29 protein-coding genes are annotated in these 26,349 nt (G+C 44.1%); 28 read left to right on the top strand and 1 reads right to left on the bottom strand.

The genetic code is table 11. The features are described 5' to 3' along the window. The first annotated feature begins 9 nt into the window (after positions 1-9). The 27 genes from IEW48_RS07495 (at position 10) to IEW48_RS07360 (ending at position 25,105) form a co-directional block, all read left to right on the top strand. A complete protein-coding gene (locus IEW48_RS07495) occupies positions 10-1,431 on the top strand; it encodes a hypothetical protein (RefSeq protein ID WP_188623254.1) in 1,422 nt (473 codons plus the stop codon). Next, the gene (locus IEW48_RS17495; RefSeq protein WP_188623253.1) at positions 1,421-3,037 is read left to right on the top strand and encodes a peptidoglycan DD-metalloendopeptidase family protein; all 1,617 of its coding nucleotides are present in this window, start codon (positions 1,421-1,423) and stop codon (positions 3,035-3,037) included. Before IEW48_RS07495 ends, IEW48_RS17495 begins: the two co-directional genes overlap by 11 nt. 20 nt (positions 3,038-3,057) lie before the next feature. Continuing rightward, entirely contained in the window at positions 3,058-3,672 is a 615-nt protein-coding gene (locus IEW48_RS07485) for an EAL domain-containing protein (protein ID WP_188623252.1), read from the top strand. Beyond that, a complete protein-coding gene (locus IEW48_RS07480; RefSeq protein ID WP_188623251.1) occupies positions 3,656-3,946 on the top strand; it encodes a pilin in 291 nt (96 codons plus the stop codon). The genes IEW48_RS07485 and IEW48_RS07480 overlap by 17 nt, the downstream gene beginning before the upstream one ends. 32 nt (positions 3,947-3,978) lie before the next feature. Further along, on the top strand, positions 3,979-5,439 hold the full coding sequence (locus IEW48_RS07475) for a response regulator (protein ID WP_188623250.1): 1,461 nt from the start codon (positions 3,979-3,981) through the stop codon (positions 5,437-5,439). Positions 5,440-5,684: 245 nt separating this feature from the next. Beyond that, positions 5,685-6,407 (top strand): hypothetical protein, encoded by a 723-nt coding sequence (locus IEW48_RS07470; RefSeq protein WP_188623249.1) that lies wholly within the window; start codon positions 5,685-5,687, stop codon positions 6,405-6,407. A gap of 528 nt (positions 6,408-6,935) precedes the next feature. Beyond that, positions 6,936-7,919, top strand: a complete 984-nt coding sequence (locus IEW48_RS07465) for a replication-relaxation family protein (protein ID WP_188623248.1) — start codon at positions 6,936-6,938, stop codon at positions 7,917-7,919. Next, on the top strand, positions 7,913-8,110 hold the full coding sequence (locus tag IEW48_RS07460) for a hypothetical protein (protein WP_007503370.1): 198 nt from the start codon (positions 7,913-7,915) through the stop codon (positions 8,108-8,110). The genes IEW48_RS07465 and IEW48_RS07460 overlap by 7 nt, the downstream gene beginning before the upstream one ends. Next, complete coding sequence (locus tag IEW48_RS07455) at positions 8,110-8,610, top strand: hypothetical protein (RefSeq protein WP_188623247.1); 501 nt, start codon at positions 8,110-8,112, stop codon at positions 8,608-8,610. The genes IEW48_RS07460 and IEW48_RS07455 overlap by 1 nt, the downstream gene beginning before the upstream one ends. A gap of 155 nt (positions 8,611-8,765) precedes the next feature. Next, positions 8,766-10,643, top strand: coding sequence for a type IV secretory system conjugative DNA transfer family protein (locus tag IEW48_RS07450; RefSeq protein ID WP_188623246.1), 1,878 nt, complete (start codon positions 8,766-8,768; stop codon positions 10,641-10,643). A 54-nt stretch (positions 10,644-10,697) separates the two neighbouring features. Further along, positions 10,698-11,510: a S1 RNA-binding domain-containing protein gene (locus tag IEW48_RS07445; RefSeq protein WP_229703979.1), complete on the top strand. Its 813-nt coding sequence runs from the start codon at positions 10,698-10,700 to the stop codon at positions 11,508-11,510. Positions 11,511-11,523: 13 nt separating this feature from the next. After that, a complete protein-coding gene (locus tag IEW48_RS07440; RefSeq protein ID WP_188623244.1) occupies positions 11,524-12,216 on the top strand; it encodes a hypothetical protein in 693 nt (230 codons plus the stop codon). 59 nt (positions 12,217-12,275) lie between these two features. After that, the gene (locus tag IEW48_RS07435) at positions 12,276-12,722 is read left to right on the top strand and encodes a hypothetical protein (protein ID WP_188623243.1); all 447 of its coding nucleotides are present in this window, start codon (positions 12,276-12,278) and stop codon (positions 12,720-12,722) included. 92 nt (positions 12,723-12,814) lie between these two features. Continuing rightward, entirely contained in the window at positions 12,815-13,120 is a 306-nt protein-coding gene (locus IEW48_RS07430) for a hypothetical protein (RefSeq protein ID WP_188623242.1), read from the top strand. Positions 13,121-13,332: 212 nt separating this feature from the next. Further along, a complete protein-coding gene (iscB, locus tag IEW48_RS07425) occupies positions 13,333-14,271 on the top strand; it encodes an RNA-guided endonuclease IscB (RefSeq protein WP_229703978.1) in 939 nt (312 codons plus the stop codon). Positions 14,272-14,855: 584 nt separating this feature from the next. Further along, positions 14,856-15,029 (top strand): hypothetical protein, encoded by a 174-nt coding sequence (locus IEW48_RS07420; protein ID WP_188623241.1) that lies wholly within the window; start codon positions 14,856-14,858, stop codon positions 15,027-15,029. 180 nt (positions 15,030-15,209) lie between these two features. Further along, positions 15,210-15,773, top strand: a complete 564-nt coding sequence (locus tag IEW48_RS07415) for a hypothetical protein (protein WP_188623240.1) — start codon at positions 15,210-15,212, stop codon at positions 15,771-15,773. Between the two features lie 167 nt (positions 15,774-15,940). Continuing rightward, positions 15,941-16,414: a hypothetical protein gene (locus IEW48_RS07410; protein WP_188623239.1), complete on the top strand. Its 474-nt coding sequence runs from the start codon at positions 15,941-15,943 to the stop codon at positions 16,412-16,414. 42 nt (positions 16,415-16,456) lie between these two features. Further along, on the top strand, positions 16,457-16,927 hold the full coding sequence (locus tag IEW48_RS07405) for a hypothetical protein (RefSeq protein ID WP_188623238.1): 471 nt from the start codon (positions 16,457-16,459) through the stop codon (positions 16,925-16,927). A gap of 261 nt (positions 16,928-17,188) precedes the next feature. Beyond that, the gene (locus IEW48_RS07395; RefSeq protein ID WP_188623236.1) at positions 17,189-17,449 is read left to right on the top strand and encodes a hypothetical protein; all 261 of its coding nucleotides are present in this window, start codon (positions 17,189-17,191) and stop codon (positions 17,447-17,449) included. 109 nt (positions 17,450-17,558) lie between these two features. Further along, the gene (locus IEW48_RS07390; protein ID WP_188623235.1) at positions 17,559-17,753 is read left to right on the top strand and encodes a hypothetical protein; all 195 of its coding nucleotides are present in this window, start codon (positions 17,559-17,561) and stop codon (positions 17,751-17,753) included. Between the two features lie 108 nt (positions 17,754-17,861). Next, positions 17,862-18,119 (top strand): hypothetical protein, encoded by a 258-nt coding sequence (locus tag IEW48_RS07385; RefSeq protein ID WP_188623234.1) that lies wholly within the window; start codon positions 17,862-17,864, stop codon positions 18,117-18,119. Between the two features lie 27 nt (positions 18,120-18,146). Then, positions 18,147-18,416, top strand: coding sequence for a hypothetical protein (locus IEW48_RS07380; protein ID WP_188623233.1), 270 nt, complete (start codon positions 18,147-18,149; stop codon positions 18,414-18,416). Between the two features lie 185 nt (positions 18,417-18,601). Continuing rightward, positions 18,602-19,162, top strand: a complete 561-nt coding sequence (locus tag IEW48_RS07375) for a thymidine kinase (RefSeq protein WP_188623232.1) — start codon at positions 18,602-18,604, stop codon at positions 19,160-19,162. Between the two features lie 15 nt (positions 19,163-19,177). After that, the gene (locus IEW48_RS07370) at positions 19,178-23,953 is read left to right on the top strand and encodes a type ISP restriction/modification enzyme (RefSeq protein ID WP_188623231.1); all 4,776 of its coding nucleotides are present in this window, start codon (positions 19,178-19,180) and stop codon (positions 23,951-23,953) included. 103 nt (positions 23,954-24,056) lie between these two features. Further along, positions 24,057-24,527, top strand: a complete 471-nt coding sequence (locus IEW48_RS07365) for a hypothetical protein (protein ID WP_188623230.1) — start codon at positions 24,057-24,059, stop codon at positions 24,525-24,527. Between the two features lie 62 nt (positions 24,528-24,589). Beyond that, positions 24,590-25,105: a hypothetical protein gene (locus tag IEW48_RS07360; RefSeq protein WP_188623229.1), complete on the top strand. Its 516-nt coding sequence runs from the start codon at positions 24,590-24,592 to the stop codon at positions 25,103-25,105. On the opposite strand, the gene IEW48_RS07355 is transcribed toward IEW48_RS07360, so the two are convergent. After that, positions 25,093-25,257 carry a hypothetical protein gene (locus IEW48_RS07355; RefSeq protein WP_188623228.1) on the bottom strand — a complete coding sequence of 55 codons (165 nt, stop codon included), beginning with the start codon at positions 25,255-25,257 and terminating at the stop codon, positions 25,093-25,095. The two genes, IEW48_RS07360 and IEW48_RS07355, sit on opposite strands and share 13 nt — an antisense overlap. A 150-nt stretch (positions 25,258-25,407) precedes the next feature. On the opposite strand from IEW48_RS07355, the gene IEW48_RS07350 reads away from it, so the two are divergent. Beyond that, positions 25,408-25,704: a hypothetical protein gene (locus IEW48_RS07350; RefSeq protein WP_188623227.1), complete on the top strand. Its 297-nt coding sequence runs from the start codon at positions 25,408-25,410 to the stop codon at positions 25,702-25,704. Positions 25,705-26,349 lie beyond the last annotated feature (645 nt).

Below are 26,349 nucleotides of genomic sequence, written 5' to 3'. Positions count from 1 at the left end.
GGGGATATTATGTTCCAGTTTACGTTTATACAGGCGTTGTTTTTATTGTTTATCCTGTTACCTGCGGGGCGTTTCCTCCGCAGGTTCATTTATGCTCTTTTTGACATGTTTGACCGTGGCAATCCAATTGATGAAGCCGGTAACAGCCTTTGGGCCACCAGTCAAATGCTGAAAAGTGCGTTCAGAACGGTTGGTATCGGTAAAATGGCCTTTGGTAAAGGCGGCGGTGGAGGTGGAGGTTCAAGTCCCGGCCCTATTTCCGGCTCTCCCGCCCAGCCTGCCGGAACCCCGGATCGCTTAACGGGAATCGGCAATGAACGTTCTTTAGGCAATATGGGCGATATGGATATTGCCGCCAAAGCCGGAAAAACACCATTGACGGCCTCAGGTAACAACGGTTCATTAACAGCCACAGGTAATGATGGTTCGGTATCGTTTGGTGATGGTGTATCACCGTTGTCTGAATTGCATGGGATGGAAACAAATTCTCCCAAAATATATGGTTATCTGCCAGAACATCAAACAGGACAGATGCAAAAAGATTTTAACCAGCCTGTTCAACAGGGGGTTCAGCAAGGGCTGGAGAACATGACAAAACAATCTTTGTCAGCAACAGGGACCGATGGAATGGCCGTGTGGCGTACAAGCGGCCGTGAAAACAACCTGCCTGTTGGAAAAAGTTCTTCAGTAGTGGCAAGAGGAAGCACGTCTAACGGATACACTTCAGGAGGAAGGACTTCTTTTTCATCAGTTCCAACAGGAGGAAGGACTTCTTTTTCAACCGTTGGTGGTTCTGCCGTCAAGAGTGGAACGCCATCACAGTCACGCCGGATTATCAGCATGGGTTCGGCAATGGGAGGAAAATCAGTTTCTTCAGGAACCGTCTTAGGCGGTCATATCAATACAAATACCGCTCAAAGAGTTTCAGCGTCTGGAACGTCCCAAAGAGTTTCAACATATGGAACATCTGGAACATCCCAATATGCTTCAGCGTCTGGAACAGCGTCATCTGGAGCGGTAAAAGTTGCTTCACTTCCATTTAAAAACAACTATCAGTCTCCACAATCGTATATGTCTTCCAATATTCGGTCTGGTTCCGGTGTCCGGCGTTCAAACGTTATTCAATTTCAAAAAGCCTCATCATACAGTGGATATAAAACTTCTGGTTCTTCAGTTTTAAGAACCGAAGGTGAAAGGACTCATATTACAAATACAGCGTCCAGAGTGAATGCACCTGCCAGACAGTCTCAAACCATACAGTCTCAAAGGCAACAGTCTCAAAGGCATTATGCACCTTCAACTGGCACTTCAAGCATGAATGTATTCAACGTGACCCCGTCTGCTCAGCCTATTTCCAAATCGGAAGGTGAACAGTCTCAGGAAAAACGGATTATCAACTATACTATGGAGAGAGACGTGAATGAGGAATAGACGGCTCAGAATTGTTGTTGTTGTTTTGGTGATTGTATTTGGGATTCTGATAGGTTTGCCCATTCTTTACATTTCCGCATTTTTTGGCAACGTAGCGATGGGTGATCTTACCGGATCAAATGAAGCAAATGAAGAAGATGAGGCTTTGAGACAAAAGTATCTTGAAGCGGCGGAAAGTGCTTTTCCGGGTGTAAAGAGCTACAATGCCGAAGAATTAAAATACAAACTGCACTGGGGTCTTGTTTATGCAGTTGACTTGTACAGTGCCGAATTGGAAAGAAGTGGTGAGCTTCCTTACAACAATATCAGGAGGCTTGCTGAAAGACTGGCTCCGAAGTTTGAATACAAGGACAGTACCATTACGATTGTGACTGAAACAAAAAAGATTGTTGAAAAGGAAGAAGTGGATGAAACGGGTGAGACGGTTATTGTACAGGAAGAGGTTGTGGAAACCGAGACAGTTGTTGATGAGGTTCTGTTGTTGGTCACTGCCGACACCTTTCGGGGAACATATTTCTATTCCTATGAATGGGAAACGGTTGAGTATGAATGGGATAACACCAAAGTGACAATTACACAGGAAGTGGTATCCGGCATTGATTTTAAACAAAGTTACGAACGTCTGGATGATGTGATCAAACGTTATCTGGACATGGATCGGGTCAGTGAAGATGACCGGACGCTGATTTTAGAAACGGCATTTTCCGCCGGAACGGGAAATGAACATTTTGGCTTTCTGATAGGAATGCCCGGTTATTCAAACTATCTCAACATTGGAGGCATTGACTTTTCCAATCTTCCGCCGGAATGGATACAGGCCTTTCAGGATGCGGGGAAAAGATACAATGTGGACTGGATGATACTAGTAGCGGTTGCCTTTGTGGAGTCTTCATTTAATCCAAATGCGGTGGGGCCGCCCAACCGGACGGGAGAGTTAGCTCAAGGGTTAATGCAGTTTCTTCCCTCTACATGGGCCATTTATGGCATTGACGGGGATGGGGACGGCAAAGCTGACCCGTTCAACCCGATTGATGCCATTTATAGTGCGGCCTATTATCTGTCAGTATTGGGTATCAATGAAGATCCACGTCAGGCCTTGTATCGTTATTCGGGCGGAAGTTATGCCTATGCTGACAGAGTATTAAGTTTATCACAAACTATGACGGTTGGTGGAGGCAGTGGTCAGCTTGCGTGGCCGGTCCCCGGTCACAGCCGGATCACGTCACCATTCGGCCCTCGTGTTCATCCCATAACGGGACAGAGAAGTTTTCACAACGGCGTGGACATCGGCGCTCCCCGTCATGTACCAGTTGTGGCGGCGGAAAGCGGTAGGGTGGTCACGGTTGTAAGCCATTGTCGTGAAGGCAATCAATCATGCGGCGGAGGTTATGGTAATTACGTGGTGATTGAGCATGGTTCAGGATTGAGAACATTATATGCCCATCTTTGGAGTACATCAGTAAGAGTGGGAGATGATGTTCTTAGGGGTCAGATTATTGGAACGGTTGGCAGTACAGGCAGGTCAACGGGGCCTCATTTGCACTTTGAAGTGCGGATCAACGGTTCACCGGTTGATCCCATGCCTTATTTGCAATTTGTCTACTGATTTTTTAAGGAGGGGATCTGTTGGTAAAAACAGAGATTAAGATGGCAAAGGAGCCTGTTGTCCATTTGTCTCAAAGGGAAACGGTATACGAAGAATATCTTTGCCGTCCAACGGGTATGAGTGTTGGGCGGTATTTTGATGTGACTGATGTATATGCTTTGTGGGACAGGGAACGGGTCTGCATTGAAAAGGCACTTTCAATGCAGGCCTTTTTTCCAAAACTGATCAACATTACATTGGACAGCCTTCCCTTTCTGGCTGAGTCTTCCTTTGTCTGGGATGGCGGCATTGAAATTGTGGAGTGGAATCTCTCTGGAAAACCACCAAATGCATATGCCCGGATTCCCTCCTTGATTGAGAAGTTCAAAAGCAGGGGGCTGGAAGTGTGGGTGGATGACGTGACCGAACGGACATACAGCTTTTGGAAACAACAGGATGTGACGGGATTCAAGGTGCATGTTGATGAGATTAAGCAAAAGTGGTGTCAGAAGTTTTTGCAGGAAGAAAAGAGGTCAATTATCGTGGAGGGGGTGGAAGACAAAAGGGAATTTGAACAACTGACTGACAGCAACGTGTTGATGGCACAGGGTTATCTATTTTTCAAGGAGGGTGTATACGTTGGAACGCAATGTTGAGATCAGACCAATGTCATTGGAGCAGTTTACGGACTGGTTGGTTGGGGTTATCTTGCAGTTTTTCTATCTTTTGCAACAGATCAGCGTACCAATCTTTCTAGTGATGTTTGGATTAGGTGGCATTGTACTGATTGTGGGGATGTTGTTTGGTTCGTCACGTATGAGGGGAGCCGGAGGCGGTACTCTAATTATGGCTATTTTCGGTTTTATCTTGGTTTGGCTGGCCCCGACAATTGTACAGATTCTTGAAGATTTGGTCAGCACCGCACCTTAAGCAACAAAAAATGATTGCAGAGGGGGAATTGTATGCACATCATCATTGCCACGGGAAAAAAGGAGATTGACCAGATGATCCAGAGGGTGGCAGGCGGCAACCTGCCTCCCGTTGCCTATCGTGAAGGGGTATTGTTGCAACTTAAGAAAAACCGGCCACAACTGGCTTTTTTGTCTCCCCTGTTACAGGGAACCATGCCTTTTGAACAGCTTTTGTACGAGTTAAGGAAAGCCGGTGTCAGGGTAGTCGTACTTGTTGGTCATACCAAGCCAAAGGAGATCAGGGAAAAATGGCTTCCACTTTCGGTATATGACTATATTCTTGATCCGGTGACGGAAGAAAAAATCCGTTTTGCCATCGAGTTTCCGGCTACACTGGGCATGGCCGAAGAAAAAATTGAACGGTTGGAAAAAGGGGATGTGGAGGACACGGATGAGGGAAATGACAGAGACACCAATCACTCAAAATGGGCATGGTTTGGTTGGAAAAAGAAAAAAGACCCGGTTCAGAAAAAGACAGATCATCAAACGGCACAGGAACCCGGCCAAAAGCCCCACAGTTCCGTCCAGCCCCCTGCATGGACTTTTACCTTTGGAAAAGAAGAAAATCAGCCGTTGCATAAACAGGAACCGGCACAACAGAAACAGGACACTCTGCAAGCTTGGTCATTTGAACCCGTCCCGGTAACACCATCTGAAGCCCAAAAGCCCAATGAGCATGATGAAAACAGGTTAAACCAACATCAGATTCACACTCCGGCAGAAACCGTTCAGTCAGACGAACGTGCGGTTAAAGAAGAAATACATTCGTTCTCTGATAAAAACAAAAATGAACCTGTCTTTCACTTCAGCCCCAATATGACAGGCTTTGCTCAGCAGGAACCACAGGGATACAACATTATCGTCACGTCTCCCTTGACCACGGGCAAAACGTATGTGGCACTCAATCTGGCCGCAACCTTAAGCAAACAGGGGACGTTGACCAAACTGGTCAGCTTTCAGGAAGAAACCACGTTATGGACATATCTGGACATGCCAGTGGGTAAAAACGGGCAGGTACAGGGTTATCCCAACCTGCATATTGAGACGTTTGAAAACATGGACAATCAGGGACATTACCGGGTGATTGACCTGCCTTTTGACCGCTGGAACATGGTCATGCACTGGGAAAATGTGCTGGTGGTCTATGTGGAGGACATGGACATACACCATCAGAAGATATGCGAAAAGCACAGGGAAGCATGGCAGGGTAAGCGTCTGTTGAGGGTACTGAACCGGTTTGTCCCCAACGTGTTGGAGTCAGGTCAGGAACAACGTTTGAGAATGAACGCTGATCTGGTGTTGAGTGACCTGCCCGTTCACTTGGTGGCCATGCGTTACGGCCGTCCGGTAATTCACATTGACCAGACGGCGGCAAGGGAATTTGAGTTTGCCACCAAAACGATTTTATCGGCTTTGCCCCGAACTCAGGAGAACATCAAAACCATTGGTTAGCATTGTCCGACACAAAAACGTTGACATAAAGCCAAAAACAGGACATGTGTCTGACAAATGGAAGAATAAGGATTTTTACTTGTCGGACAAACAAATGGCTTTATATCAATGGTTTTCGGGTTGTCTGTCCGACAAACGTCTTCATCTTGTAAAACGGGCGGTTCGATCTGTTCATTTTGTCGGACAGACTTCCGTTCAACCCTTGATATATAAGCAAAAACGTGTCGGACAAAGGAGGAATCGAGATGTTTTACAAGCCCTATCCAAAGGCGATTGAGCAGGTTGAGAGGTTGAGGACAGAGCTTTACACACGCTGGTTGGAAGGTCTGAAATGGTTCCTGTACCGGGATGTGCAGTCAAAAGAACGTTATGAGCAGATTAAAGAAGTCATCCCATGCAAGGTTGAATGGCAGGAAGATTTTGATTATCCCGTTCTGTTGGTTGAATATCCGGGGATGATGCCTCATTATGATGAACAAATGAACATACGAAACAAAGTAAAGCGTGTTTACCAACATGCCTTTAATCTGGCCAATCTTCACGTTCCTAAAAAACATGTATTTGATCAGGTTCATGTCTTTATCCTGCATTATTTCAAAAACCGCATCATTCGTGACCTTGATAACCGATATACGAAATTTATTATTGATAACCTTCGGTCGGGAGGTTATGTTCACGATGATAATTGGTGCTACTTGTCGTGTACAGAAATAGGGCTTAGGGGAGAAAAAGAAAAGGTGCAGATGTATGTGCTTGAAGTCAGTAATTCTGGTGATTTTTTTAACAATTACCTTATGGAACTAAGGAACCGTTCTCTTGCCATAGCAGAAACTCAGGAAAATGAAACAACTTTTGAAGAACACATGCTGAATCTCAGTCTGGGTAAAAACGATAAAGATAATGACGGCTATGACGATGATCCGTCTCCGAGAAAAAGGAACCCAAAATTAAAAGAATCTTTGTTCTGATACGGTGCTATTTGACACGATTTTTAAGGCTTAAAATTGAGTTTTTTCATGTCAAGAACCCCCTAATTTTCTGGGTTGACCACTTGACATGGGCGGTTTATGTCAAATAACGGTGTTTTAGTAACCGAAAAATGCCTTTTATATTAAAGCGGATCAGAAGGAGTGGTTTGCCGGAAGCTCCAAACAAAGGAATTCATGTCAAGTTGACATGAACAAGATGGGCTACAATCGCTTTTATATCAGTTTTTTATCGAGTTTCTGTCCAAACGGTTTACGGTAAAGGTGCAAACGGAACAGGTGTTCTCTTTTACGGTGTGTTTACGAACGGCTACCGTAAAGGTAGACGGAGTAAACACAGACAGCCATCCCGATTTTACGGTAAAGGTTTTGTGTTGGGAGGCAGTCATTCGGTTTGAAGGGAGTGTGGTTTTGACGGACGGATTTGCGGTGCGAGACCTTGGGTCGAGCCTGAGCAAAGCCGGAGGAAAAAACCACAGCCAAGACAGCCATGGTGAAAGGGGAGAAGTGATGCAGGTAATCAAGCAGGTGACGGAGCGGGATTTGGGGATATTGCGAGATTTATACAGGTTTAGGGTAATGAACGGGGAGCAGATTAGGCGGTTGTATTTTGGGGAGCATGAAGCGTATACCTATCGCAAGCTATATATCATGAGGAACAGCGGGTGGATAAGGTCTAGGAAGATTGCACGGCATTTATCGGACGCAAGCAGGATAGAAGCGGTGCATTACATTACAGACAGGGGATTAAGGGTATTGCGGGAACATCAGTTAATAGGTGATGAGGAAATAGAGGCTAAGGATTTGCATATCAAGAAAGAGAACATGGACAGTTATCTGGATTTTGTAGACCTGTATGTGGAGTTGAAAGACAGTGGATACACGTTTGTCGACTCACGGGAACTGAAGAAGAAGTACCGTACCAATCGGGGAGATTTGTACAAAGGTTCCATCATAGACCGTGATGGAAATGAATATTTTGTGTACATCATCAAGGGTGGAGCACGGGAAAGCACTTTAAGGCGTGTGCTTTTTGAAGCGGAAAAAAACACAATGGAAGTGCCCTTGTGTCGGAACCTGATATTATTTAGAGGCGTGAAGAGTTACGATGAATTTTTGGGCATGATGGACAGTCATGTACTGGCGAGTGCCTGTCTGATGCCGTTTGGATTTGCGTGTCAGTATCTAAGGCATTACCAAGGGAGTCAACACCTTGTGAATTTAATCACAAAACATGGTGAAGCAAGAGAGAATCATGATCATTTAAAAAGCGTGTATCCCTACATCATTCGATGCGGGGAATCTGAAAAATACGTGGCCGATCTGATGATGAACGATTTGGCGTTGTTGGACAGGATGAAAAGGGAGCGGCACGACAAGGAAGTCATGGTGTTTACACATGAGTTGTTCAGTTACGACATTGAAGAGCGTTTAAAAGACATGCGGGGGATTGAGGTTATCGAAATCACGGATAAGGAGTTGGGAATATGCTGATTGAGGGCCTGAAGACCATTTGTGAAATAGTGAACATACCAGATATTAAAGAACAATTGATGGAATACACCCCGGAGGAACAGTGGGAGATATACCTGATGATGCGTGAGATCATGGCCGATGAAATCGAATTTGTTATCCACATGTACGAGTACACCATACGGAAGGAGGGCATGAGGGGAGTGAACTGATGTTAGGGAAGGCGAATTTGGTGTTGGCATTAATCAGTGCCGTTTTGTTGGTAAGCGGTGCATGGTTATTGCCGAAGTGGGTGTGGTGGACACTGTTGGTGATCAGCGTTATAGCGGGAGTATTTGAATATGTGGATGAGCGGAAACAGCCGTACCTGCACATGGTGGCGGCTGTTTTTTACGTGTCCGGTTTGTTGGGAACCAGCGTTTATCACTTTTGGAATGAGCGGGACTTTTTTGTGGCCCCGGTCATTGTCATGCGTGTGGTCTACATTTTAATGTTCATGGTCTTATTGGGATTTGTCTTTGTTTACTGGCGGGCAGTGACAGCGTTTAGATACAAGCGTGGCAATGTGGACAAGGAAAAGCTGGTTGAGGGGACTCAGTCATTTGAAGAGAAGTGGGAGCGGTTCAGGAAATGGCTGAAGGGAGAGGGAGACAGTGAGAAAAAAGATGAGATATACCTTGTTTTGGGAGAAGAAGTGGACGAGAAGCGATAGAGAACAAAAGCCATTTTGAACGCCATATTCCATTTGAACGCCATATTCCAATAGTGATTGACTTTGCTAAGCAAGGGCCGAATCTTCTCCCACATCCCTGCCAGCCCCATACCTTCCAGCCCCATTTGTGACAATGTTTTTGGGAGGTGTTGATTTTGGACAGGCCGATCATCTGGGGTGGGAGTGACGCTTTTACCCACATGCTGGTGGTGGGTCCCACTCGTTGTGGAAAGACGGCAACCATTTTGAAACCAATCATTTACAATCTATTGGTGCAGAAAGCCAAGGGTAAGAAACTGGGCCTTTCGGTGATTGAGCCGAAAGGGGACGTGGCGTTTATGGTACGGGAGATGTGTGAGGAAATGGGACTTGACTTTGTGCATATAGACCCGGCACAGAAGCGTGGGTATGCAGAAAGTGCCGGTTATGATCCGTCCTATGAGAGTCACCGTTTCAACCCGATGGTGGGAGATGAAGATACCGTAGCCGAGGCCACGGTGGCGGTGTTAAAGAGCCTGTTTGGCAAACAGGAAGCCTTTTTCGCCACCGTGCAGGAAGTATCGGCCCGCAACGTGACCAAGCTGTTGAAACGGCTTCAGGGTGACCGTCTGGATTTGGGAGACGTGGTCAACACCTTGCGTGATCTGAAGCTGTTGGAATACAAGGTGAACGAACTGGTTAACCGGCAGGGAGAAGATGATCTGACCAAGTTTTTCAAGGCGGAACTGTTGGGGGCCATGAAAGACAAATACCGCCAGTTTGTGATCGGGCTTCGTGCCCAGTTGGAGAATCTCACGGCCAACCGTCATTTGCGTTCCATCATGACGGGAGAATCCAGTTTTGACATAGATCGTCACTTTGAAGAAGGTGGCATTTTGGCGGTCAACACGGCTTTGGGCGAATTGGGTTCAAGCGGGGACGCATTTGGCCAGTACATCATCATGCATTTGCAATCAGGGACATTCAGGCGTGGGGGGACGGAAAAGACCCGTGTCCCCCACTTTCTCATCGTGGACGAGTATTCCCGGTATATCAACCCGGACATTGAGCGTTTTCTGAACATAGCGGCCGAGTACCGGGTGGCCGGTATCTTTGCCTGCCAATCCTTGAGCCAGTTGGAAGTGGAGACGGGCAAGATGAGTGGTCGAGCCGTAAAGCGGGCCATACTGAACGGCTGTCGCAACAAAATCTGTTTTGGCGGCATAACCAGCGAAGATGCCAAAGAATTTGCAGAGGAATTTGGCAAGAAACAGATCATTGTCCGGCAGGCCACCTATGACACGAGGGTTATCGGGGCCAACATCTTTCCGGCCAGCTATCGGGACACGGAGCAGGAAGAATACCGCTTTTTTTACACTCAACTGATGGACGGCCTGCCCCGTTTCCACTTTGTGTACAAATTGCTTAAAGATGGCACACCGCAACCGCCGAAGATAGGCAAAGGCAGATTCATCCCTCGTGACTGGAAAAAGCGGCGGGAATGGGTGGAGCGGGCGGAAGTGAAAAAACGGTCAATATTTGACCTGTTGTCTTCACTTCGCAAAGCCAACCCGGCAGAGCCGGGACGCTACGCTTTTAAGAAGCGGGAAAAAACATTTGACCAAAACGGCCGTTGGACAGTGGAGGGCGAATGGACGCCTGTTGCGGGCAGTGAATCAGCCGGTTCATCTGCCCGCCACACCGCTCAGGCCTCCAAAACGGATTTTGAAGTTAGAAAAATACGTTTTGTTGAAGCGGAGCCTGTTGTCTTCGCTTCGCAAAGCCAACCCGGAAGCGAACCGGGCCGTGTGGTCTGGTTGGATTCCCAGCCAATGCAGGCTACTGGCACGGACGATCCAGCCCCTGAGTGTGAAAAGACTGTCGTATCCGTTTCAGAAGAAGTGCCACATTCACACGAACATTCACATGAAAGAGAAGTGCCGCAAAATGAACCGCTTGAAAGGGGTGATGCTGTAAAAGAAGAAACAGAAAATGGCAGAGATGAAAACAAAAAAGAGGTTAAAAAACGCCGTATCAGGCAGGAACTATTTTGAAACGGTTTGCTGGGTAACGTATCAGCCTAAAAAAATCAGATGGAGGGTGATCGAATGAGCGATCAACTGTTACAAGTACTGGTAGAGGGTTTTGACCCTGAAAAACTGGAGGAAGAGCGTAAAGACTGGCAGGAAGTGATTGCGGCTTATCAGAACAAAACCATTTTGCAGGCTGTTCTGATCGGTATTGAAAACAAGCTGGGTGAGCCGTGCGGAGTTGTGCAGGTTGGGAACGTTCGAGGCTACATTCCACTCGAGTACTCCGGTTGTGAAAAGCTGAGTGAACTGCGAAATCTCATTGGCACCAAAGTGGCCATGATGGTGCTGAACTATGACCGGGAAAATGACGTATTCACCGCCTCAAGGAAAGATGCCCTTGAACGGATGGCCGAGATCACATGGAGCCGTCTGAAAGAGGGGCAGGTTGTGATTGCAGTGGTGAGAAACGTCATGGAAAAAATCTTGGTTGTGGACATCGGCGGCATTTCGGTCAGAATCCCGGCTTCCGAGATTGATTACGCTTGGATTGACGACTTGAGGGACGAATTCAAGGTCGGAGACCATCTCAAGGTGAAGGTCATGGAAGTGGATAAGGAAAACCAGAAAGTCACCTTGAGTGCCAAGGCATTGAAACCGAATCCGTATCCAGACTGCACCAAGCGGTACGTCAAGGGCGGCGAATACGCCGGAAAAGTGACCGGTGTGGAGGATTACGGTGTGTTTGTCAATCTGGAACCCGGTGTAGATGCGTTAGTGCCACATATGATGTTTGAGCGGCTGAGAAAAGGGGACCGGGTCATCTTGCGGGTGTATGATGTGAACGCCAAGAAAGAGAGAATCTACGGCAAGATTATCCGTAAGCTGTAAGGGGCTGGTGGGTATGGCCAGTCCCTTTTCACTGAGTCATGGCTGGAAAGTGAAATGGAACCGGGAGCGGGTCAGGCCACGGGAGGTCAAAATCCCTTCTGAACTCCATCCCATGCTGTATGCCGTGGCTTCGGTTGGTGTGATCGGTGGTGTGCAGTTGAAACGACTGTTTGATTTGAACACCCAGAAGCTGAAACAACTGTGCAGAGAATACCATTTTCTCATGCGGCACGAACTGTCGCATGAGAAAAACATCCCCATTTACACATTGGGAACTAACGCCATCCATACGTTTCAGTTACCGCCCAATTACTGGCTTCATTGGCAGGCGGAAGACGTTTTGAAATGCATGGTCTTCTTTAAGCTGTACGAGGTGTTTCTGGACTACGAGCCGGAGATTGTGCCGTCCCTTGATCCGTTTGTGGGGGCCATGCAGATTGGGGAGAAGCTGTATTATGTGTTTGTGGCCCGTGATGATGTGTATGACCTTTTACTGTACATGAAATGGAACAAAAACCCGGAACAGCGGATCATTGTCGTGGCGGAAAAACTGGAATACCTGTCCCCTTTGAATCCGTTTCTGTCTGATTTCAGGATCAGGGCGACAACAGACGAGGATTTGACGGAAGGAACCAGTCTTGATGAGATGTTTTACGAATGGACGGGTGATGCGTGGGTCAAGAATGAGTCGATTTATCAAAAGTGAGGGGTTGGGCTTCGTTCCAGCCCCTTAAAGTCTGACACACCAAAGTGGGAGGGATATGAGTGAAAAAAGGCCTTGTTTTTGCCATGTTTACCTTACTGATGCTTGCCGGTTGTGTTGTAGCGGAAGCTGGTGGTGAAGAAGCCTCAGAAAACGGGAGACTGTCTGATGAATATTTTCAGTTTCTGGACACCAACTTTGCACACGTAACGGAAACGCTGGAACAGATCAATGCGCTGTCGCAGGAGCAAAGACCAAGGGACGAAAATTGGACTATGCAGATAGCCGTAGAATTTGTGAAACTGGAGCAGTATATCAAAGAAGTAAAGGAGTACAGGCAAGTGCCTATGAGATTCACGGCTTTCCACAAAAAGTACGTGGAGACGCTGGAAGTTTTTCACGATTCGGTATGGACACTGATAGCAACCGACCAGCGAAAACGTCCCCAAAATGCAGTGGTGGGAGAAATTAGCCGTGAAATACTTGACAGAAAAAACGAGGAAAAATAATTTCGGGGCTGGGAGGATTCATCCGGCTCTGTTATTCCTCTTTTCCACTGTTAAAAAAACCATCAAAAAAAACTAAAGGAGGCTGACGCAATATGCGTTACACTCTTTCAGAAATTACCAAAGGAGATCATGTTTGTACGGCAAAAATAACACTTCAGGACAACATGGTTGTGGGCGAGGCACATGTTGATGCAGATGTGGAAGAAAGCCAAGATGTATGCTTTGTGAATCTGAACATCTTCTACGATCCGGAATTGAGAAACGTTTTGGACAATCATCCGGAAACCAAACAAGAGCTTCAGGAAGACTTGATCGGAATTTTGTATGAGACCATCGAAACGGAAAAAGATGTGATTGAGACGGTCGTCAACTACCCCCGTCTAAAGACGGAGGCATGAAGCCTTGGAGTTGACCAGCCTCAGCCCGGGCCGCAAGGTCAATGGGCTACGTTATCCCGGTCATGGCACCCCGGGGTGCTTGGGCCAGCTTCGGGCAACTGCCGTCCGGCATTAAACAGGCATACGGGGTTGAAGCCAGTGTGCCGGACAGGACAAGCCGGGATAACATTGGCGAGGCCCACATTACCCACAAGGAGGGGCGGGTAACCGCAATGAAGACTGTTAATCGAGTTTTTGTTGTAGACAGGAAAGGAAATCCACTCATGCCGTGTCATCCCGCAAGGGCGCGAAAACTGCTCAGGAAAGGACGTGCCGCCGTCTATCGCCGTTATCCATTTACGATCCTGCTTAAAGACCGCGAAGCACGGGATGACGGCAAAGACATCCAGACAGTCAGGCTCAAGATTGATCCGGGCTCAAAAGTCACAGGCATATCACTCGTTGGTGAATTCCAATGTGGGAAGACCGTCATCTGGGCCGCAGAACTGTACCATAGGGGCGAACAGATCCGTACTGCACTTTTGGAACGGCGGTCCCTTCGGCGTTTGCGCCGGAATCGCAAGACACGGTATCGCGCACCACGGTATCTCAACCGCCGGCGTCCGAAAGGATGGCTTCCGCCGAGCATCATGAGTCGCGTTTTCAACGTATTCACATGGGTACGCCGCTTGCGGAAGTTTGTGCCTCTTGCGCACCTTTCGCTGGAACTTGCGCGGTTCGATACTCAGAAGTTGCAAAATCCTGAGATCAAGGGCATCGAATACCAGCAAGGGACACTCTTCGGATATGAAGTGAAGGAGTATCTACTGGATAAGTTTGGCCGCCGTTGTGTGTATTGTGACGTGGAGAATGTACCGTTTGAGATCGAACATGTTATACCTCGTTCAAAAGGCGGAAGTGACCGGGTATCCAACCTTGTCATTGCATGCCATGATTGTAACCGGGAAAAAGACAACCGTTCACTTGAAGAATTCCTTGCACATGATCCTGAACGTGCCGGACGCATCAAAGCACAGCTTAAGACACCGCTCAGGGACGCGGCGGCGATCAACGCGTCACGATGGGTTTTGTTTGACCGTCTGAAAGAATTGGGATTGGAACTTGAAATTGGAACCGGTGGTCGAACGAAGTATAATCGAAGCGCACAGTAATATCCGAAAGCGCATTGGATTGACGCCGCATGTGTTGGAAAGAGCGGCGAAAATGTCCGTCTTGATCCCGACATGCAGGTTTTAAAAATCATCGCAAAGGGCCACGGCACGCGCCGGATGTGCAACGTTGACAGGTACGGCTTTCCGCAAAGTCACCGCCAAAAAAAGCGAACCTATCTTGGTTTCATGACGGGTGACATAGTAAAAGCTGTGATACCAAAGGGGAAATATGAAGGTGTTCATATCGGACGTATTCAGATACGTCATCGTCCAAGTTTCAGGTTAAACGGGTTTGACGTTCATCCGAAATATTTAAGAATTATTCATAAAAATGATGGGTATGGGTATGCGTCATAAGCGGCGCATTCCCCCTCCCAATGAATTGGGAGGACCCCTGCGCAAAAAAGGTCGTGGAATTCTGACAAAAGGCGTTTTGTTTTTTGGTTTGTGATACCTTTCCCATATCGGGGGGGTCATAACCAAAAAACCTTATTATTACCGTGTTGATACTGTGGTATTAATATGGTAATATATAATCAATAAAATTAGTAATTAGTCAAATTAGTCAAAAATGAGGTGATAATATGACAAAAAGAGAATTAGAAAAAATATGGAAACAGTTAGATGGGGCTTGTGAAGCGATCGAAAAACTTGAAAATAATGGTATCGAAGTAAATATTGATTTTACTGCTCTTGTATCACTGAAAAATAAAGTGGAAGAAATGATTGAGCAAAAAACAAGGAGTAAAAAATCTTAATTTAAAGATTGTCTGAAGCAGTTGAGAAAATCAAATTTACTCGTGACGTTCTTCCCGCATTGGTTGGGGGAGGACGTCACACCAATATATTGTTCTGTGTTACATAATTTTTGATATTGCTACCGTGGTAGGAATATGGTATTATATAATCAAAGCATTGAAAAAAAAGGGGCGGTTTTGGTGAAAAAATTTGTATGGTATTTCAAAAACGATTATATCGTATTAGATGAGACTTTAGAAAACGAAACGTTTGTAAAACACTCATACGTTGGTTTCAGTGATTATTATGTATCGTATACTCCGAACAAGGTTGCTATCAGGAAAAACGGAAAAACTCACGAAGAAAAAATAGAAGTAGAAGAAGGACAAAATTGGAAAAACATAGGGTTTCTAAGAGCTATTGATTTTGCAAAAACACACGAAATAAATCTGGATGGATTGCACTTCATCATCAGCGAAGTAAACGATCCAATATCAAGTTCTTTCGTGGCTTACATCTTTAACGTTATTGATACGACAAGAGATTGTTTTTTTGATGACGAATACCATAATAGATACTTATTTTTTTTCGATGAACATAGATTACGGGGCGAAAACAAATATTACAATCTTGACGACAGAAGCAAGTCAATCACTATACCCATAAAGGAAAGTGATTCGTCATCACAGCTTCAAGAAATAATACACGGATTTGTAAAAAGTTACAAACAAAAGCCCGGCAGAAAAATTTATTATGAAGAATAAATGTTTTGTTCAAGGCGCTTTCCCCATGTGATTGGGGGGAGCGTCACAAAAAAATGCGAACGGGTTGCTCCGCATGTTTTTTTACATATTTTTTGGTTGATTGTATTGATACCGTGGTAGGATTGCGGTAAGATAAAATCAACAAAAAAATAAAAGGAGGTTTTTTGATGAAAGTAAAAGTTCCATACGCAAATGAGGTGTATGAGATTCTTCCGCACGAAAAGATTAAAAACATCATAACTGGTCTTAATCCTGAAACAATCGTAAGAACCGCTCACGAAGGATACATACCGGGAATAAAAGCTGGATATGCCGCAGTCAACCTTGTCACCGGTGAGCTTGAGTCTAAATCGCTTCAGCAAAACGAACACCATAAGGGGATTGATGCATTGTGGGTTGCGATATACAAAATTGGCCCCAATCCTCCAGATTGGCCTATGGAAGAAATATATACAGATGAAGAAATCAGAACGTGGAAAAATTCGGAGGAATATGAAGAAGGAATCTGCATTGATGAATTTCATCAAATTGACCCCATTCAAATTTACGAACGTGAAATTGAAGCTGAAATATATCACTTCAATTTAGACTGGGAGTGGATAAATGAACAGCTTGATCATTGGTATACTAAAGCGCTTTAATATACAAATATGTTGGAAGAGTTGAAAGAAAGGAAGAAAAAAATGGTTGAAAAAATATCTCTTAGCATTCGGAAGGAAATTTTGGATTTGATTGATGAAAGGGGAGAGGCTCGTTCTTCTACGATTAACCGTGATTTGGAACGTCTGTATACCTTATACAGGCGTGCATTGAACGTGATTGAGTTTGGTGTCAATGAAGCTTGCCTTATTACGGAAGCATTGGAGACCAAAAACATGACGGCGGAAACGGCCCATCTGTTGTGGGCCTATGTTGAAGATGCGCTCAGGCACAAACATTTGTCCAAGGTTTGGAACGTTGATGGATCAGAGTTGGTTGAAAAACTCCGGTCTCTGAATGAAATACAGGCTATGGCTGTTATTGATGCAGTTGAACGTTTCTGGACGGGGTTTGAAAAGGGCAAATATCGGGATATGGAAAAAGATGTACCGAAGTGTTTTGGACTTGAAGAAAAGTCCGAAAAAGAAAAGGGGAATTCAGAAAGACGATACTGACATAATATATAATTTTGTAAAAGAGTACTAAGGGAGATGACGCCGGATGCATGTTATTTGTAAAACGCACGGAAGGTTGCGTTGCTGGGAGTGCAGTTACATCGAAGAGTTGCGAGAAGAAAACGAACGATTGAGAGAGGCATTGATAGAGATTGAGAAGGAAACTGCAAAAATAATTGGAAACGACATAAAAAGCATTCCGGCAGATATTGTCTTGCGGTGGAACAGTTTGGCGCGTGTAGCAATTGCTAGGGGTGGTTATTGATAATCAAAACCAAAAATAATATGTCGCCAGTAGGAAATGAGATAAATCAAATGAGATTTATTAAAAAAGTTAAAGATGTTGCTTTTTATTATGAAAGATGTTCCGATGGTAGTTTTAAAGTTATTGCTGATTCGGAACTACAACAAAAGAGCACGATACTTGCTTATGAGAATAGTATTGAAGGTGTTTTCAACTGTGTAAATGTATTTTCTCGTGGTTTTAACTTAAATGGTTTTGAATTAAATATTTCGGAGTAAAAAAGAAACGTCAAAGCAATCGAGTTTTTGTTGCATGGTTCGCTGAAGATGTGGCCAAAAAAGCACTGAAAGGTGAACAGTAGAGCCAAAAAGCGAGAGGAGAAAGATAATGGAGGATAGATTAATCGAGTGGGCTGTTAACAAAGGATTCGGTTGTTGGTACTGCGGCAGAAAAGATATAGAGAATCTACGTTTTTCGCTTGAGTTTGATACTCCTGTTCACTTGTCTTGCATAGAAAAAGCATTAAAGCAAGATCCGAATGATGAGGAAGCGATTGTTTTTTGGCGAGAATTTAATGCATAATACGCCGAAGGTGAAGTATTGATGAGTAAAACGCCGAAGATGTGGTGTAGGAGCTATACGAGTTTTTAAAAGAGGTGAGCACATGACCTACAAATGGGAGGTGAGAGGATGAATGAGGTACGGTTGAAGGAGATTGAAACAAACTGGAAGACTTGGGGAATGTGGGCTGATGAAGGTACAAAGTATCCGATTGAAAGGGATGATGTTAACGAAGTACTAGAGCTTGTTGCAGAAATACGGCGGTTGCACAAACAAAACAAACGATACCGTGAGGCGCTTGAGAAGATCAGTGATATGCACCGTCTCACACATAGCGCAACGGACGCAATCGAGGTGGCCAAGAAAGCGTTGGAAGGTGAACAATAGACTCATGATGTGAAGGGAGGATTAAAAATGTGGATTGTTTGGTCTTACGATGATGGCGTGTTATGTATTACGGATGACAGAGAAAAAGCAGTTAGTGAGTATGAAGAAACAAAGCAGTGGTACAAAGATATGTTTGATGGTGAATTTGATGGTGACGAGCGAGTTATTTTAGCAAAAGTAGAAAAAGTTTTTTACTGTCACGATACTGGAAAACCTGTAATTGAGTATGACGATGAAGGAAATGAAATTGAATTAAAAGATGAAACCTATTGGGATTGGAAAGAAGATACTTTTTAGTACACATCACGATGAAGATGTGGCCAAAAAGCACTGGGATTTTATAATGAAAACAACAACAAATTATATTGGACTATTTTATCGAACAATACCAAAATATTTTTTCCTCTCATTAGCCTTTGTGCAAAACAATATGAGCAATACCAAGTAACAGATTAAGGACAAAGAAAACAGGAGGTGTTTTCATGGGACATATCGAAACCATATACGGTTGCATGTTTGCTGGCAAAACAACCGAACTGATCCGGCGTGTAGAGGGCAAAAACATGCTGGCGTTTAAGCCGAAGCTGGACAACCGGTACAGTACCGGTCACATTGTTTCCCACAACGGGGATACGTTGGAAGCCGTTTTGATTGACAGAGCAGAAGAAATACTGGATCATGTTAATGGAAAAGCAGAATACATAGCCATAGACGAAGTACATTTTTTTGATATTATGATTGGATCAGTATGCCGAAAACTGGCAAATCAGGGTTACAAGGTTATCTGTGCCGGACTTGATCTGGACTTTCGGGGGGAACCGTTTCCTCCGATGCCATACTTGGTTGCCATCAGCCACTCAGTCACTCGTCTTTATGCCAAGTGTGCCCGTTGCGGCAGACCGGCCACCAGAACCCAACGGTTGATTGATGGTCAGCCGGCCCATGTGGATGATCCCGTGATTGTGGTGGGAGCCGATGATCTGTATGAGCCACGGTGCGTGGATTGTCATGAAGTCAGGGGAGTCAGACAAAAGGCGTTTTGATTGAGGGGGATTTGAATGGACGTTATTGATAAGTTGAAGGATTGGAGAAAAATTGATTCTGCTACAAAAAAAGGAGAGTTGTTTGAGCGTTTTGCACTTGCTTACTTAAGAAAATCGCCTTTTTATCAAAACCTGTTTTCAGAAATATGGCGTTGGCGTGACTGGCCTCAAAGAGAGGGATTGGGTGATACCGGAATAGATGCAGTCGCTGAAGAAAGACACACAGGCAATCTATGGGCCATACAAATCAAATTCCATGAGACAACTTTGGGAGCGGATGATATTGCTACGTTTCTGGCTTTATCGGGCAGAAAAGAATTTTCATATCGTTTAATTGTAACATCTTCATCACTTGGTCCTAATGCTCAAAAACTGATCGACAAGCAGGACAAGCCCGTTAAAGTCTTAACTTTGTCTGATATGCTGGAAAGCTCTATTAACTGGGAGTCGTTTAATTGGCAAAAGCCGGAAGAAATAACCTTTGGTAAGAAAAACCTCCGTAAATATCAAAAGGAGGCTATCAATGCCGTAATAGATGGCTTCACACGTGCAGACCGAGGTAAATTAATTATGCCTCCGGGATCTGGAAAGACTTTTACCGCCTTGAAACTGGCAGAACAGATGGTAGGAGCGGGTGGTAAGGTTTTGTTTATGGCTCCTTCTATAGCATTAGTTGAACAGACCATTCGGGCATGGATTGAGGATGCAGATACGCCGTTAAGGGTATTTGCGGTAACGAGTGATCATACTGTAGGCCGAACAGACGATGATCAGTTGGGAGATACAACATTATTATCCTACCCTCCTACCACCAATGCAGAGGATCTGGTTAATCAGGTTAAAAGTGTGCAGTCAAATGAAATGACAGTCGTCGTTTCGACCTATCATTCTTCTCAAGTTATTGTTGATGCTCACAGAGAAGGATTATCAGAATTTGATCTGATTATTGCGGATGAGGCGCATCGGACAACAGGAGTATCCAAAGCACAAGATTCAGATGAGGCTTCGTATTATCATATGATACATGATAATGATTTGATAAAAGGTAAAAAGCGTCTTTACATGACAGCAACCCCCCGTGTCTTTGTTCCAAGAGTAAAGCAAAAACTAGATGAAAGTGGATATGACTACTATTCTATGGATGATAAGGATGTCTTTGGAGAAGAGTTTTACCGTTTGGGTTTTGGGCAGGCAGTTGATCAAGGTATACTTTCCGACTACAAAGTTGTCGTTTTAACTGTTAATGAAGAAGAGGTTCATGAAAAATTATTGCAATACTTAAACCAAGAAGATTCTCCACAAGTTCAGGAAGCGGCCAAAATGATCGGTTGCTGGCGTGCTTTAAATGGCCATCTTCTGCAAGGTGAGGTTAAACCTTTGCAACGTGCTGTTGTTTTTAACAGTACTATAAAAGACTCCAAACAATTTGCTTCAAAATTTAAGGAGACTGTGGAATTATATGCGTATGACATGCCAGATGAATTCAACAGGCGTTCATTTGAAGTTATTCATGTTGATGGTTCTATGCCAGCCTCAGAGAGAAAACAAAAGATAGCTTGGTTAAAAGATGGTTTTGATCCAAATGTTACTCGTATCCTCAGCAATGCCAAAGTGTTAACAGAAGGTATTGACGTACCAGCCCTTGATGCGGTTGTATTTATGCGTCCCCGCAGGTCGGTTGTTGATGTTGTTCAGGCTGTTGGACGTGTAATGAGAAAAGCGGAAGGAAAACAATACGGTTATGTTATCATTCCGGTGCTGGTATCTCCTGATCAAGATCCCAAAGAAGCATTAGATAAAAACAAGGAATTTGACACAGTATGGCAAATTCTGGGTGCTTTACGCTCTATTGATGAGCGTTTGGATGCAGAAGTGCGCTCCATATGGCTCAAAACAAACAACACCAAAAAAACAGATGAATATATAGCGGATGACGAGGACAAAGTCATCATTGACGTCCAAAAAACTGAACAAAAATATGAGCAAATGAAATTGAACTTGTTCAGAAACGAATTGCGCAAAGCATTAATCGGGCGGATTGTCGAAAAAGTCGGGGATCGCCGTTACTTTGAAACATGGGCCAAAGATGTGGCAGAAGTGGCTGGCAGGATAGAGCGGCACATTGAGCAAGTATTACAACATAACAGTGAACTTGGTAATCGTGCCAGAACAACCTTTGAAAATTTTTTACGCTCACTTCATGAAGTTATCAATCCGATGGTGACTAAAGACGAAGCCCTGTCCATGCTTGTTCAGCATATTATTACAAAGCCGGTGTTTGATGCACTGTTTGATAAGTATGCTTTTTTGCAACACAACCCTGTCTCTCAAGCTCTGGATCAAGTGACGGAAGTTTTCCGGGATTTTATCGAAAAAGAGACGGGAGCCCTTGATGGATTTTACCGGAGTGTGCAAACACGGGCACGAGGCATGGATAAGGAAACGGAGAGACAGCATTTTCTTAGCAACTTATATGATACGTTCTTTAAAATTGCATTTCCTAAAACAGCAGATCGTCTTGGGATCGTATATACACCGGTTGAATTGGTTGACTTTCTGGTTAAAAGTTCAGATGTCATTTTACGAGAAGAATTTTCACGTTCCTTAGCAGATGAAGATGTCGTTATCTTAGAACCGTTTACAGGTACAGGAACGTTTTTGTCACGGCTAATGCACACTATTCCCCCTGAAAAATTAAAGGATAAATATAACAAAGAAATATGGGGGAATGAAATACTGTTACTGCCATACTATATTGCCTTAGCTAACATTGAAAGCACTTATTATGAAGTTACAGGCGAACATAAACCTTTTGAGGGACTTGTTTTAACCGATTCGTTCCAACTCATGGAAGATAATGACACAGCAGACAGTCAACTATTCCCTGAAAAGTACACAGAATCGTTAAGGAAACAGAAGCAGGCTAAAATTAATGTTATCCTTTCAAATCCTCCTTGGTATTCCCGTCAGGAAATGGAAGGGATGAACAACCAAAACCTGAAATATAATAAATTGGATAAAAAAATCCGACAAACCTATGCTGCCCATTCATCAGTAACAAATAAAAATGCTCTTTATGATGGTTATATTCGTGCTATTCGCCTTGCCACAGATCGAATCGAAGATAAAGGGGTAATTGCTTTTGTAACAAATAATGGTTTTATTGATAGAAATTTGACCGCTGGGCTAAGAAAATATCTGGCAGAAGAATTTAGCAAAGTCTACGTGCTTAATTTGCGTGGCAATGCCCGGTTATCTGGGGAAGACAGACGTAAAGAGGCAGGCAATGTATTCGGTGATGGAACTCGTGCGGGTGTTGCATTGCTTATTCTTGTAAAGGATAAAGATCATAGTGCTCCTGCTACGATTTACTATCACGATATTGGCGATTATTTGAACAGAGAGGAAAAACTAGCTAAACTACAGGAATATCAGGACATAAGTCATGTAAAATGGGAACAAATAAAGCCAAATAAGTCATATGACTGGATAAATAAACGAAGCGATGATTTTGTCACTTTTCCGGCCATTGGGAACAAGGATAAAAAGGCTGAAGCAAAAGAAGTGATTTTTCATCAATACAGTATTGGTGTCAATACAGCTCGTGACGCATGGGCGTACAACTTTTCTAAAACCAATGTTGCCAAAAATATGAGTTTCATGATAAACGAGTATAACAAAGCTGTTGAAGCATACCTGGCTACTGACTCACAAAACAAAAATCTTGATGAGTTTATCCAGAGTAATACGTTTAAGGTGAAATGGAGTAGCAGTTTAAAACAAAAAATGGAAAAGGAGAACAAATACGTCTTTTCATCCAATAGAATTGTTTACTCACTGTATCGTCCATATGTAAAAGAGTGGCTATACTTTGATTTTGATTGCATTTTCAATCATAGGATAGGTATTCTCCCTAAAATTTTTCCAGAACCAGAAATTGAGAACAGTGTAATTGCTGTACAAGCTCCAGGTAACACCAAGCCTTTCTCAGCGTTAATCGTAAATCACATTCCTGATCTCCATTTTATAGGTGATACACAGTGCTTTTCGTTATACACTTATGAACCAACTAATGAAAATGATCAGCTTGTTACTCAAATAGGGGGAGAAACCATTATCACTGCACCATCTGGGAAACAATATATTCGTAGAGAAAACATCACTGACTGGGCATTAAATCAATATCGCCAACGTTATGGTGATCAAGTCACAAAAGAAGATATATTTTACTATATCTATGGGCTTTTTCATTCTCTCGATTATCGCAAACGGTATGAAAATGACTTAAAAAAAGTACTTCCTCATATTCCTTTTGTTAAAACTTCTGAGGACTTCTGGACATTCAGTCAAGCAGGACGGGATTTAGCCAAATTACATTTGAATTACGAAACTGTAGAGCCGTGGCCACTTGTAGAGGAAATTAAAGGGGACACAAATTCCTTAGAAACATACAAGGTCAAGAAAATGCGCTTTGGTAAGAAACCTGATAAGCAAAACGATAACACAGTGATCTTGTATAATGAAAACATTACACTTCGTGAAATCCCTCAAGAGGCTTATGATTACATCGTAAACGGCAAATCTGCCATCGAATGGATTATGGATCGCTATCAAGTAAAAACCGATAAAAAAAGCGGGATTACAAACGATCCCAATAAATGGCTGGAAGAGCATAACGATCCACGGTATATTGTTAATCTAATTAAACGAGTCACAAGAGTTAGTGTAGAAACTGCGCGGATCATGAAAGAGTTGCCAGAACTTGATATAGAGAATCCTACTGAAACGTAAAATGTGTAGTGTTTCACGGGCAAAGAGGATAAGGAAGTGCGTTTCCTTATCCTCTCGTATTAAGTTAAAAGATGTTTGAGTAGCGAAAAAAGGGGGAATATCCTTGCCTGAGAAACGTAGTTTTCGGAGTAGTGCTTCTTTTGGTAAGCGACAAGAATATGTTGTGATTGCCGAGTTGCTCAGGAGGGGCTTCGATGTTTATCAGACTCTTGTAGATGATCAGGGCATTGATTGCATTATCCGGCAGGAAAAAGGAGACAAGCTATGCTATATCGATATTCAAATAAAAGCCCGTTCTAAAGATTGTAACCCCAGAAATGCAGGGCGCTTTTCAGCCATGGAAATTGTTAATCCCCGGCCCAATTATTACTTCATTTTTTATTCCGAACATGCCGACACTTACTGGGTGATTCCTTCACAAGAGCTTGTCCAGCTAGCAAACCAAATTAAGACTGGACAAAACAAGGGACGGTTCTCCATAAACTTCTGCAATATTAGGGCGGACGGCACGGTGACGCCCCGTCCGAAGTTTGATGGCCATAAAAATAATTTTGACTTGTTGAAGTGGTGGTAATGAAAGTTACTGCCAGTCCCGGTTTTGAAGCGAGTAATGGAAAAAGAAATGGGGAATGATGAATGAAAATCACATTAGCCGAAGCGTTGCCGTTAAGAGCGGCCATCATGCGGCGGATAACCGAACTGGTGCAGGAACGAAAAGAAGTGTCCACGGTCAAATTATTACCGGGTCAAAAAGCAGATTATCCGGCACGGACGGTGGACGAGATCACGGAGGAAATACGAAAGGCCAGACAGGACTTTCGTCAACTGGATCTGCTCATGGCTAAAGCCAATGTCACCCATACTCTGGAATGGGAAGGTAAGGAATATACCATCATGGAGGCCATTGAGCTTGCCAAGCAAATGCGGAGCGAAGTGGCTGAGTTAAAAGCATTGGCTGGAAGGAAAAAGGAGACGGTAGAGACCGACTATGGAAACACCGCTTATATCATACGTGCATTGTATGACCCGGAAGAAATGCGAAAAAAAGCAATCGACTTGGAAAGACGTGTAACAAGACTGAGTCAGTTAATCGACAAGAAAAACTATCAGGTAGAGATCGACTTTCCGGGAGCGGAAAGTTATTTGGGCTGATGCGCCCAGCCTTGAGGGATGGCATGTCCATCCTTCACGGCTGGCCGTATGGCTGGCGGCCTGCGGACACAAAGCAACAGGTTGGCGTTTTTCTGGATGGTGAATTCGGTGTACAATCCAACCGGATCACGGCTCCACAATTTACGGTTCACGTTGTCACGCCAAGACGGACGGGAATACACTTGGTGGAGAAAATTCAAAACCAATTCTGTACGCTTCTGTGTTTGCAGGCGAAACAAAAAAATCACAAAATTTGATATAATAAATTTGGAGGAAAATCAAAAAAACAAGGAGTTGTGTCCATGAGAAGAGAACTGATTGGCAAAGTGGGTGTTGACTCAGGAAAGCTAATCATCACCGATCCGGTTCGTATCAATCAAAATTTGGTTGATGAGGTTCAGGAAAGCATGTACCAGAGCGGCTTCAATAACAAGTCGTTTGATCAACTTCATTACAATACCGGTCATCCGGGTTTGGCAGTCATTTTTTCGTCAGGCTTGGGAGATGGCGTGTATAATGTCTATGCTACGTTTGAGGATATACCGGATTGGGGAGAACGAATCACTAAAGTCGAAATTGAGTTGATTCAGGAGGATTAAATTTTTTCTAAAAAAATTATCAAAAAAATCCTTCAAAAGCCATTTTGAAAGTTTTTTTCCAATATATGTATTGCGTTTGTGGGAAAACGTGCTAATATATAAGTATCACCTCCTTTTTGAATATATATTAAGAACGGCTTGGGACATTCTGGTTCCTGTGTGCTATAACGAACGGACGGAAAGCTCATTACGGGCAACAGCGAAGCGTCCCATCAATGGTGGGTTGGCTTTGCGAAGCAAAGACATACGGGAAAACCAGATGTCCACTTTTTTTAACCCTAAAACAGAACATATATTCGCAAATACGCCTGCCGTAGATTGACATAATCACAAACGGAGGGTAAAATATACATATAGCTTTTCCCACCGTCCTCCCAACAACGGGAGACGGATAGCACAACTGGAAACGGTTGTGCATGAGTTTACCCTCCAGCCCCGTATTCAACGAATACGAGCAGGCAGGAGCGGAAAAAAGCCACGTCATCCATGACGGGCGTTACGTGTGGCTACGTAACGATGGATGATGGGCAACCTTCACGTCACCGTCACTAAAAAAATGGCGTGAATGGGGAAGCTGGCCACTTCCGTAAAAGGGCGTTCCTGTACGGAAGGCCTGTCCTGTTGGGACGAACAAATGCGTAAAAA

The sequence above is a fragment of the Caldalkalibacillus thermarum genome, assembly GCF_014644735.1.
In the GTDB taxonomy this organism is placed as follows: domain Bacteria; phylum Bacillota; class Bacilli; order Caldalkalibacillales; family Caldalkalibacillaceae; genus Caldalkalibacillus; species Caldalkalibacillus thermarum.
This window is presented reverse-complemented; position numbering and strand designations above follow the sequence as displayed.